Origin of the sequence: Xanthovirga aplysinae (assembly GCF_009711365.1) — a bacterium.
Taxonomy (GTDB): Bacteria; Bacteroidota; Bacteroidia; order Cytophagales; family Cyclobacteriaceae; genus Xanthovirga; species Xanthovirga aplysinae.
In genome coordinates this window covers 1-11,220 of record NZ_SMMB01001200.1, presented here as the reverse complement: position 1 = coordinate 11,220, position 11,220 = coordinate 1, and the positions used below count along the sequence as shown (strand labels likewise).

Below are 11,220 nucleotides of genomic sequence, written 5' to 3'. Positions count from 1 at the left end.
ATATATTAGTTTCAATATCAATAATGAATGGTCAGAACCTGAGAATTTAGGAAAACAAATCAATTCTGCTTCACGGGAAGTTTGCCCTTATGTCACTACAGATGGTAAAATGTTTATTTTTTCAAGTAATCGGATTATTGATGAATATAAACCTCAAGCCTTGGAATCAGTTGATCAGTTCAAACTCAAATCAAAGTCATTTGATAATGGAAGTTGGAATATTTATTACTCATCCACGGACTTTATAAACAAATTAAAAGAAAAGCACTTAGTCAAAAATCAAACGTCTGCTAAACGTGTTGACGGATGACGGTCAAATGACCGCCAGTTCGCCTCACAAACCACAGGACTTAAGGGTCTAGGATAAGGCCGTTAGATACTTTTAGAAACTTCTATGGTATATGTACAGCATAAGATTCAACTCCATTTGAGGTGAAAGCTATGCTGTACAACATAAAACAAAATTCTCCTAGCTCTCTCTTCCTAACTTGGGGCTAAGGTTTTACTACGCGTCTGCTATCAGCACCTTTCAGCTACTATGGTATCAACTGACTTCTCACCAAAATCAGATGAGATCTACCCCGGGTAAGGCCAACTTCTTTCTTCCAACGCCTGCCATATCTACATGTCAGGTGTCCAAATCCTTTTGGCCTTCCCTTCATTGGGGGAAAGTTCGGACGTCACAAAGGTGTGCTTACTCATCCTAACTGGCATGTCTCTTAGGTGATTCCTGTTTGTCAGTAGCGGGATTAACATTCTCCCTTACTTCAGTGCATTCCTCGCGGAAAAACACCGTGCCAATTGCTAATACCTCTGCTTCGTACACTGCGAATTAGGACTTGCATCCTCTAGATAATTAACCTATTTTTGGTAGGTTAAAAGGTACCCATTCTGGACACACATGATATGTATAACATCATAACTACTCAATTCCAACACACAATCCAAAGCTCCCCTTCATACACGGGACATTGCGCTTAATAGAATATGCATATTCAAATATCATTCATATTAATAATTCTACTGACTTTGATCTCAGGTTGTCAATCTAGAAAGAAACCTTCAAGCTCTAATGAATACCTAAGATGGGTTGATGACATACAGTTTGATCCAACTTTGGATGATGAAAGTTTTGCCCTGTGTCATGGAGAAGATGGTGTTTTACAATATTTCAATAATAGTAAGGGACTAGAATATGAGGGAGAAAAACATGCCATTATTAAGGAATTTGAAGAACGATATGATACCACAATAGCTGCAAAGGAAAGTGGGCTGATTAGGATAAGATTTATAGTTAATTGCCAGGGCGAAACAGATCGGTTTAGAATACTATCAATGGATGAAAATTATAATCAAATAAAAATCGATCAGTCGATTACCCATCAAATTCTTAATATTACTAAAAGCTTAAAAGGATGGAAACCTAAGACATTTGAGGAAGAAACTGTAGATTACTACCAATACCTGATTTTTAAAATTCATCAAGGAAAAATTGTCAAAATCCTGCCATGAAACAAGCTATATTTCTTTTGCTTTTGCTGTCAAACATATCATCATATGGACAACTGAACTGCAATGCATTTCTTTATAATGGTGATAGTTTGCAATACAAGGCATGTAAATTGGTTGAAAGGGTAGAAAAAAAATATTATCAGTTTTCAAAAGAATACCAGGAAGGATTGGACAAAGCCCTGGAAATTTACCCATATTTTGCCTATGCATATAGAGAAAAGGCAGCACCTTATGTAAAAAGTGGTGATTTTATTACCTGGAAAAAATTAATTGACAAGGCAGTCGAATATGATCCACTCCAGTATTTAGGTGTTCGTGCTTCATTGAGGTATAAGTTCTTTGCTGATTATAAAGGAGCGATCGCAGATATTGAACAACTGGACAGTATGGTAACCTATGATATTGGCCCAACATCAAATGGAACTTATCATTTAAATGTAGTCAAGGCTTTATGTCATAAGGAGCTAGGTAAGAAAAGAAATGCCATCGAAATATTAGTGAATCAGATTGAAACCGAAACTTATATTGGAGCATTTGATTATTTACATCTTGGGGTCTTATATCTGAATACCCAAATGTATGATGAGGCCATAGCTGCTTTTGAAAAGCAAAAAGAACAAAATAACCTGGCTGAAAATCATTATTATTCGGCAATGGTTTTCAAAGAAATTGGTCAAATAGAAAATTGTATTGAGCTTTTGAAGGAGGCTAAAATATTATATGAAGATGGATATCACATGCATGACCCATATAGCCAGTTAATTGATGAAATTTATTTAGAAGATATTGAAAAGGAATTAAAAACGGCTTACCACACTCGCTAAAATGAATATGGGAACAGAGCCATTTGACAGTTATTCCTTGATTTATTCTTTATGGATTCTAGCAAATCAGATTCTTACTCATTTTGGCAAAATCATTAGAAATCCTTTTTAATTTTCAAGCGGATATCTTGTGTGCAGATAGTAAAGGGTAATTACTTCCACCTGCCCGAGAAGTGGAAGAAGACAAAGAAAAGGATTAAATAAACGGCCTATAATCTGAAATAAGCCGTTTTTGAAGTTTAACCTTCTCACTATTGGCAGTCAGTACGAGTTTCAGGTGTACAAGGAATCTCAACTGAAACCTTACAGTAAAAGGTTTCTGGCGCACCCCCTTTAATTGTATTTTCTTTTCCATAGTCTAGAGAAGTAACAAAGCTTTCTAGCTTTAAATCGCTTAAGGTTAATTTTTTCTTTTTCATGGTATAATTGTTATGGTTTGTTAAAAAGAAGAAGGTAAAAATATACTGAATGGGGATAAAATTTTTGTGATGAAATAGTGGGGTTTTGGTTTGTAGATAAAATGGACTGGGATTAATCTAGTCGTAATCAATTCTACTTCCAAGATAAGTAAGAGCAAAATACCTCCGACAACAGGGGTGCATGTTCTTTCCCATTAAAATCTCAGAAATGCCTCTAACGGTTAGCACATAAATAGTAACACCTCTTTAGGGTACTAGGATTTTTCCACATCATATTCCCTTTTTCAATTTGCTTCATCCAAGACCCAACTCACATCGTATATGGGTAATTCCGATACTTTACCCATTGTAGAAACACTCCTATCATTTTCAGAGAGTATTTCAAAATGTCCTTTAATTCCTAATGCCTCACATCCTATTTCCCAATTGGCAAACCAAATCCCTAATGCAACGGGGGAGTAGAACCGCGATTTAGTAGAGGTATAGAAGTCAAATCTTTTCAATTTAATTTCACTTTTTTTTGCTGGAATAGTATTTCCATTTCTATGTTCTTCATTTGTTATTTCCTTTACAGCCACACATCGCGTTGTTTGTGAATTAAATGAAGATGGTGCCCATTGACAAACCTCATAGCAACGCCCAAAACGATCAAAAGGGGCTACCTTCTCATCTAACGGCTTTTTAAATTGATAATCTGTAAAGAAAAGAGAAGAAATTGGTAGTCGTCTATGTTGAACTACAGAAGCCATTATCCGTAAAAAGAAAGGTGTAAACCATGATTTGTAGCCTATGGCACATACACAAACAATATGATCTTTTTCGGAATTAAATTGATCACCTAAATGCTGGGCAATACTGCTCTGATCAGCGCCCGGACCAATCCAACAAGTACCCAGTCCCATCTTTGTTGCATGATGTACAACTTTTTGCAAGTTCCTACCTACATCAACAATGGATTGTCGGCTATAGTTTTTCGGAGCAATTGCCACAAAAAATTCTTGAGCCCCTACCACTGGCCAAACGGTAAGAGGGGCATTGATATATTCGAACCGAATAGGATTGTGACCAATCTTATTATTATTTTGGTGGTTAACCTCTCGAACAACATTCAGGAGTTCACTGTAGTCAGAAGGTTTTAATTTACGGTTTTGGAATGAACGACAAGAACGCCTTGTCCTCATTAAATCAAATGCATCCATATCATCCCTACGCCTAGGAAGACTTTCTGTTGGGCGTATATTGAATTTTATGGTAGTAATGTCAAATAGCGTGATGGTAAATAGTAATACACTAATTGTGAGAAATACATAGCTTAAGTTCAAAAAATTAAGAACACCAAATAATCCGGCAATACCTAGAAAAAATATGGCTACAACCACTGGTAGGATATACTGCAACCAACCAGTAAATTGAAGTCTTAGTTTTATGTTTTTTAAATAATTTAACATGATAAAAAGTTTTATGAGTTCTTAAAAGTTCAGTTTTTCTACTGCCCAAAAGCGATCACACCTTTTCTTCTGAGATTACCGTTTCCAGTACTGCTATAGCAGTAATTCAAACCTTTTGACCAATTCTTTTGATCATTACTGCCTTGATTTTCTTTTTATACAAAAGTAAAAGGGAGCAAAGGGTGTTAGAAATAACAAAAGATAATTAAGCTTTCTACCGACGACTTTTAGCAATTCGTGCTTTAATTCTAGATAAGGAGACTGTTGTTACGCCTAGAAATGAAGCAAGGTATTTTTGAGGGACTCGCTGGATTAAATCCGGATGCTTTTCCCGAAAACTTATAAATCGCTCTTCGGGAGAAAGTACTGTAAAAAAATGTAACCTTTCCATGGCGTCAGCCAAAAAGAGATGCATCCCTTCTTTTGCAAGTAAAACTAGATTCTTATTTGATTCAGCAAGCTTTTGAAATTTTTCACTTTCAATAACCAAAATTTTTGAAGGTTCTATAGACTCAATAGTTATTTCAGATGGAGCGTTATTCAAGAATGAATTAAAGGAAGCGGTTCGCATTTTCTCCTTGCTGATTAATAAAGTCCGATCTTCCCCGGCAGAGGTGATTACATAAGACCTCAGCAACCCTTTCAAAACAAGATGGACATTTGCATTTATTTCGCCCTCTTCAACTAAGATCGTTCCAGCAGGGATTTCTTTCACTATAGAAACTGAAAGCAAAAGGTCAACGTCATCTCCTTCTAAGAAGGGAAAATTATCAAGTATCTCTGCAGCAAGAGAATTCATTTTTTGTTTTTTAATTACTGCCAATTACCGTGAATCCCTTATGGGGTATAATATCCTGGTTTAATATACTATATATGTTGTAAAAATGCGTTAAGTTCCTTACTTCCACTTTACAACTATCTGGAATTAAATTTTGAAAATTTGAAAAAATGACCAAAAGGAGGAATCCACCTAATGAAAGACAATTTAACCCATACTTACAATTGAATTTTTAATTAACAGATCTTACAAAGAGAAAATCATTGCCCTTAAAATTCCTTGTAACAAAACCATCTTTCAAAGATAAAGACTCCTCCAAAGTTTTGGTCGGCCTTCTCAGATAAGTAATTGGACTTTTAGGAAAACCCCCTTCACCGAATTTACTTGATATTTGTATTGTAAAATTGAAGCCATTGGTAACGAATATTTTAATTTTCAAAACAATTATTAAAAATGAAAGCCACTAAAAAGACGAAAATATTTTTAATTCTGCTCCTGACTCTTTCCTATTCTTATGTTATAGGTCAATCGATATCAACCCACAAATCTCACCCACTTAGGGGCAGAACTGCTGGAGAGGTTGGGATGTCAGATAAAAGATTAGCGCGAATTGATTCTATGTGTATACAAACTATTCAAGAAGGCGACTTGCCAGGTATGGTTGTATTGGTTGCTAGAAATGGTAAAATTGTTTACCACAAAGCCTTTGGTGTAGCTAACCCCAAAACCGAAAGAGAGTTACGAAGAGATGATATTTTTCGGATTGCATCCCAGACGAAAGCAATTACTGCAACTGCCGTAATGATGCTGTGGGAAGAAGGTAAATTTAGTTTAGATGACCCTATTTCCAAGTATATTTCTGAATTTAAAGATCCTCGAGTACTTGATTCTTTGCTTGCGGATGGAACCTATTTGACAAAACCAGCAAAAACCGAAATTACAATTAGACATCTTTTGACGCACACTTCTGGAATAGGATATGGCGTTATTGATAGTGATGAACGATTCAGAAAAATTTACGAAGAATCTGGAATTGTTGATTTGTTTACAACGCGTGAAATAACCATTGGTGAAAATATCAAAAAGCTTGCGCTTCTTCCTCTACATCACAATCCAGGTGAAAGATTCACCTATGGAGAAAGTTATGATGTCCTTGGATATTTCATTGAAGTAGTTTCGGGGATACCATTGGATGAATTTTTTCGCTCTCGAATATTTGCTCCTTTGGGAATGGATGACACATGGTTCTATCTGCCAAAACATAAAGAAAAGAGATTAGTAACAGTCCAAAAAAAAGAAAGGAACAAATGGGTGAGCTACCCAATTACATTTTATGATCCTGATTACCCTATTAAAGGTGCAAAACAGTTCTTTTCGGGTGGTGCAGGACTTTGCAGTACCGCAGAAGATTATGCTAAATTTCTACAAATGTATTTAAACAATGGGGAATTAAATGGCGTAAGATTGCTCAGTAGAACAACAGTCCAAACAATCATGGCAAACCATATTCAAGATTTATGGGGAGATCCTCGAGCCCACTATGGTTTAGCTTTTTTAGTCCAAAGTCAAATAGGACAGAATGCTGGAGGAAAAGGTAGTATTGGATCATTTAGTTGGGAAGGATACTTTAACACCCAATATTTTGCAGACCCTGAAGAACAAATTATTGGAATAATATTGAAGCAGACTCAAGAAGTTAATGCGGATCAAACACGTTGGAAATTTCCTTTGCTGGTAGGACAAGCCATTAATGATTAAAAATTTATCAACCCACAAAAATAGAAGGACTGTAGAAACACTCAATCTATCCACTTATATTTTCCAGCTTGTTGGATCATCATTAAAGGCTTTTCATTTATTTCTCCCCTTAAATTGTCATTGCTTAGAAGCATCAATCAAAAGAAGCCGCTGAATAATAAGCTAAATTATTACTTAAAATTTACAAATGTTAAGAGCTCCCCATGAAAAAAGGGAGCTCTATCAAAAGTTAATCTATAATTTTTTCCCCTACTAAAGAGAAGAAACATTTTGATTTTTTTCTAACTGAAATCCAAAAACAGCACAGTCAGCACTTTTATAAAACTGACTTACCCCCATAACTTTAACACTTGCAAGATTATGACCAGGATAACTAAATACTTTATCACTACCCCCCGGGTAGTTTCCTCCAAGCTTATTGCTTACAGAGCCGTCTGCAAATTTAAAAAACAAAGCGTTTAATATATCTCCTGTCCGAGCTGTAACCTCTACTACTGGCCCAGAGCTACTACTTAAGTCAAATACCCCTCCGTGAGGTGGTTCAGAGCTTCCTCCGCTACTGTCACCCATACGTGGGGTCGCTGTAATACCATCAGGCCCACCACCTGCAGGGTAGGTTACCTTGATTGCGTCTATACGATCCCATCCCCAAACCTCAATTGTTGAGATAAGTTGAGTTGGTGGTGTATCATAAAGAGAGAACTTACTACTATGATCTACAGTACCTACTGCATCGGAGTAAATCACACGGTCAAGGTAAACGTCTGCTCCATTTGGATATTGGGTTATATCAAAATAATTCCACATTTCTCTGAAATCAAGTACTGTTAAAGTCATTTCACGAATAAAAGGATTTACCTGATTGAACTGTTGAACATCTTTTTGATAGTCTGGATATTTATTTGTAAGATCCTTCAATCCATCTTTATAAACTATATCCGCATAGTCGGAGTATTCCTGAATCGCACTTGTTAAATTTAACTTTATATTCTGAACATCGGCCTCAGACATCCCCCAATCTAAACCAGATAGAGCCCCCTCACGAAGTAGACCTAAATGTAAATTAGCAAATTGTGCAAATAGGGGAAGTAATGTAAGTTGATCATCTTTTGATTGGAAATGAGGTAAGGCTTCTACAAAGGCATCATCGGCATTAAGGAAAAGGTCTATTTTAACTTGACCTGAACCTCCGGAGTCCGGTTCTGCCATTTGATACCTATCTAATACATTTTTCAATCCTTGCAAATCTTCGCTAACCAACTTATAGTTAAAATCTGAGATTTTATCGTCAACTAAAGCTTCAACTTTTTCTCTTATTTCTTCCCAGACATCCTCTTCACTTTCTGGCCACAAAAAAGTCGCTAATCCCCCTAAAAGTAAACCTGCCGGTTCTATCTCAAAAATACCATGCAAAGTTACATCCCTTAATGTGGAAGTAATATCACTGGTGGGGATAGATGATGTACTAAACATGAGGTCATTATTAGTAGCCTCTACCTCATTCAAAACATCCGGCTGACAAGCTGATAATAAAATTCCTAACACCAATGTAAAAACAATAGCCTTAGAAAGAAGCGTTTTTGTTTTCGTTTTCATATCATTAAATGTTGAGTTAAAAAAGTTTTACTCGTAAATGTCTTCTTTAATGGCTCCAATCCTAATTTTTCATTGTTTTATTTAAAAAATTAGAAAAAATATAATGTGGGATTTAGTTTTTCTTAATTTGAATATTTTCAAAAAAGCCTATCGATAAACTAATTCACAACTCCCACTATTTTACGGGGTGGAAGCACAAAAAATGAATGAAATGATTAATGGCCATACAAAAGAGGAAGGCCAGGCAATTCTTGACGCCACACTTTGTGAAAGCTTGAGTGCTCAAAATGAATTAGATTGTTGCTTGAAATAATAACCTTACCCTTTCCACTTCACCGAAATAGTAGATGTTACCCAGTCCCTTTGAAATGCGGACTTCCTAATTACTCCCATATTACTCATGCCACTTTGGTCAAGGGAAGCTGAATTTCCATGACCGCCCAGCATTAAAATTACTGTGCTATTATTTCTGCCAGTCGATTAAAGAATTATTTCCTCTTGATTTTCACATGTTTATAATACAAATACTCGATAATTCACAGTTGAAATTCCATATACATCAGCAACCTGGCCAATATCAATTATATAGCCGCTTTCAAAGGCTAGAGCAGTAGCTTGATTCCTTAAAGAGTGTGCACCTTTCTAAAAAACCCTCAACATAAACAATGAACTGCTTTACTAGGAATACCTTTTTTCAAACAAAAAATTAAACAATCATTCTTTAATCAAGTGAAAAGAGTTCATGAAAAATATGGTAATCCAGCCATTAGGTAGGTCCAATCCTATGACCTTAAATCAATTATTATCATCAAATTTTAATGGTTTAAGGGAATAAACCTGAATTGAGCTATGAGTTCGTGAGATGACAAAGACACGTCTGTTACCCTGCTGTAATCAAAACTATACCCTAAACTCAATTTCTTGCTGCAATTTACTATGGATATTAGGCTGATTGAGGTATTAGGCCTATAGGTAAGCCCCAGTTCGACTCTTTCCTTTAATAATAAATTCGTATTGAGGTCAACCTGAAGAGGAGCTCCCCTTACATATTTTAAGAAAATAATAGGTTTTAGTTTTAAATCTCTGGTTAAGGGAAATATCTTACCACCCATTAAAAAAAGATGGTTCCGAACATCAATAGTTAACTCTTTGGATATATTCAAAGTTGAACCAAATAGCTTTGGAACCGAAAACCCTACAAAATAACTATTAGCACTAAAAAATATCCCAAAGCCAAAATTAGGTACCATAGCAGAATAACTTTCCGAAAAATGAGGATCATTATTGAGATCTAAAGCCTGGAGATCCTCAGAATAATTATCGAAACCTGCCAAAAGCCCTAAGGATAAAGTGGTCTCATGAAAATACCAATTGGTATAGGAATTTTTATTTTTAGAAATAATCTTATGCGAATAAGCTGCATAGACCTTAGTTGTGGTGGAAACTCCAATTTTATCTGAATGAGCTATTAACCCCAACCCTATTTTTTGGTGGTTTTCCGGCCTACCATTTAGGGACAAACTGGCAGTGAAAGGTGCCCCAGGAACATCCACCCATTGCTTTCTGGTGGATAAAGTTAAATTGGGGTGCACCTCATACCCTGCATAAGCAGGATTTACCGACAACATATTGTAGGAATATTGAGTAAAACTAGCTAATTGCTGTCCATTGGATTTACAAACCGTAATAAACACGAGTAAAACAACCAATATTTTATTTCTATTTGGGGTTTTCATTTCTTTAAAACAAAAAAGCCTTTGGAAGCCTTGCTTTTATTACCCAGTTCAATTGAATAGAAATAAGTGCCTTCGGGAAGATCCCCTGCCCCTCGCTTCTTAAAATGATTTGCTCTACCAACAAAAACGTTTTCCGCATTATCATAGCCAATCATCTTAAAAACTATATCACCCCAGCGGTTAAAGATGATCACTTTATTTTCCGGAAAGTTTCCAATTCCCACTATTCTCCAAAAATCATTGATTCCATCTCCATCGGGACTTAAGCCTTTAGCCGGTTTAATTTCATTGGAATCGTCAATTTTTATTAAAATCTCATCAGAATTAGAGCATCCCTCTTCATTAGTAAATGTTACCGTATAAGATGTTGTTTGAAGTGGAATTGCCACTGGGTTAGGAATATTAGGATTACTCAGGCCTTCCGATGGTTCCCAATAATAGGAACCCTTTTCATTCTTTCCATTCGTGGCATTTAATATGATCTGCTCCCCGGAAAAAATTACCCTATCTTTTCCAGCATCAACTTCCAATGGTTGGTAATCAATTCCAATCTCATCCCTATTACTTTCACAGGCTGCTGAAATAACCCACGCCAAAACATTTTTCCCTTCACCGAGGTTGGTAACCTTTGTATTCGGATCTTCCGGATCTAAAATCGTTGCTCTTCCTTCAACCAATTGCCACTTTCCCTTTCCCACCACAGGATCATTAGCACTTAACCTATATTCCGGTTTACAAATAATGACATCATCTCCTGAGATAGCCAAGGTAGCATCCTCATTATCCACTACTTCTACAAGAAAACTACAATTGGTAAAATTTCCTGAGAAGTCCGTTACAGTATAAATCACTTCAGTAGTCCCTACCGGATAAAAACCAGAGGCTTCTAATGTATTATTGAAATTATTGATAATGGAGCTAACAGAACAATTATCACTGACCACAGGAATTTCAATCTCGATATTAGCCCCACAAAACCCCGGGTCATTTTTCCTATTGATATTATTCAAACAAATTATCTCAGGAAGTATATGATCAACAACGTTTACCCTAGTCAAAACTTTCGCACTATTCCCACTTCCATCTGTAACCTTCAAATCAACAAAATTCTCCCCTAAGTCTGCGCAGCTAAAGTTGGATTTACTCAGC

Annotated in this window: 9 protein-coding genes and 1 pseudogene; 4 read left to right on the top strand and 6 right to left on the bottom strand. The window is 36.1% G+C overall.

Going from position 1 to position 11,220, the window contains the following annotated elements; genetic code table 11:
* The 3 genes and pseudogenes from E1171_RS16630 to E1171_RS16620 form a co-directional block, all read left to right on the top strand.
* Nucleotides 1-310: pseudogene (locus E1171_RS16630) on the top strand (PD40 domain-containing protein); the annotation flags it as partial.
* Nucleotides 311-987: 677 nt separating this feature from the next.
* Nucleotides 988-1,512 (top strand): hypothetical protein, encoded by a 525-nt coding sequence (locus E1171_RS16625; protein ID WP_155207179.1) that lies wholly within the window; start codon nucleotides 988-990, stop codon nucleotides 1,510-1,512.
* Nucleotides 1,509-2,336: a tetratricopeptide repeat protein gene (locus E1171_RS16620; RefSeq protein ID WP_155207178.1), complete on the top strand. Its 828-nt coding sequence runs from the start codon at nucleotides 1,509-1,511 to the stop codon at nucleotides 2,334-2,336. The genes E1171_RS16625 and E1171_RS16620 overlap by 4 nt, the downstream gene beginning before the upstream one ends.
* A gap of 251 nt (nucleotides 2,337-2,587) precedes the next feature.
* Here E1171_RS16620 and E1171_RS16615 read toward each other — a convergent pair whose 3' ends face one another.
* The 3 genes from E1171_RS16615 to E1171_RS16605 all read right to left on the bottom strand — a co-directional run bounded on the left by E1171_RS16615 (nucleotide 2,588) and on the right by E1171_RS16605 (nucleotide 5,002).
* The gene (locus tag E1171_RS16615; protein ID WP_155207177.1) at nucleotides 2,588-2,755 is read right to left on the bottom strand and encodes a pinensin family lanthipeptide; all 168 of its coding nucleotides are present in this window, start codon (nucleotides 2,753-2,755) and stop codon (nucleotides 2,588-2,590) included.
* A gap of 284 nt (nucleotides 2,756-3,039) precedes the next feature.
* On the bottom strand, nucleotides 3,040-4,203 hold the full coding sequence (locus E1171_RS16610) for a nitroreductase family protein (protein WP_155207176.1): 1,164 nt from the start codon (nucleotides 4,201-4,203) through the stop codon (nucleotides 3,040-3,042).
* Between the two features lie 214 nt (nucleotides 4,204-4,417).
* Nucleotides 4,418-5,002, bottom strand: a complete 585-nt coding sequence (locus E1171_RS16605; RefSeq protein WP_155207175.1) for a Crp/Fnr family transcriptional regulator — start codon at nucleotides 5,000-5,002, stop codon at nucleotides 4,418-4,420.
* Between the two features lie 432 nt (nucleotides 5,003-5,434).
* On the opposite strand from E1171_RS16605, the gene E1171_RS16600 reads away from it, so the two are divergent.
* A complete protein-coding gene (locus E1171_RS16600; RefSeq protein WP_155207174.1) occupies nucleotides 5,435-6,739 on the top strand; it encodes a serine hydrolase domain-containing protein in 1,305 nt (434 codons plus the stop codon).
* 252 nt (nucleotides 6,740-6,991) lie between these two features.
* Here E1171_RS16600 and E1171_RS16595 read toward each other — a convergent pair whose 3' ends face one another.
* The 3 genes from E1171_RS16595 to E1171_RS16585 all read right to left on the bottom strand — a co-directional run.
* The gene (locus tag E1171_RS16595) at nucleotides 6,992-8,335 is read right to left on the bottom strand and encodes an insecticidal delta-endotoxin Cry8Ea1 family protein (protein ID WP_155207173.1); all 1,344 of its coding nucleotides are present in this window, start codon (nucleotides 8,333-8,335) and stop codon (nucleotides 6,992-6,994) included.
* Nucleotides 8,336-9,150: 815 nt separating this feature from the next.
* Nucleotides 9,151-10,071: a PorP/SprF family type IX secretion system membrane protein gene (locus E1171_RS16590; RefSeq protein WP_155207172.1), complete on the bottom strand. Its 921-nt coding sequence runs from the start codon at nucleotides 10,069-10,071 to the stop codon at nucleotides 9,151-9,153.
* Nucleotides 10,068-11,220: T9SS type B sorting domain-containing protein (locus tag E1171_RS16585; protein WP_155207171.1), on the bottom strand; the 1,153-nt coding region annotated here is incomplete at its 5' end. The genes E1171_RS16585 and E1171_RS16590, both read right to left, overlap by 4 nt.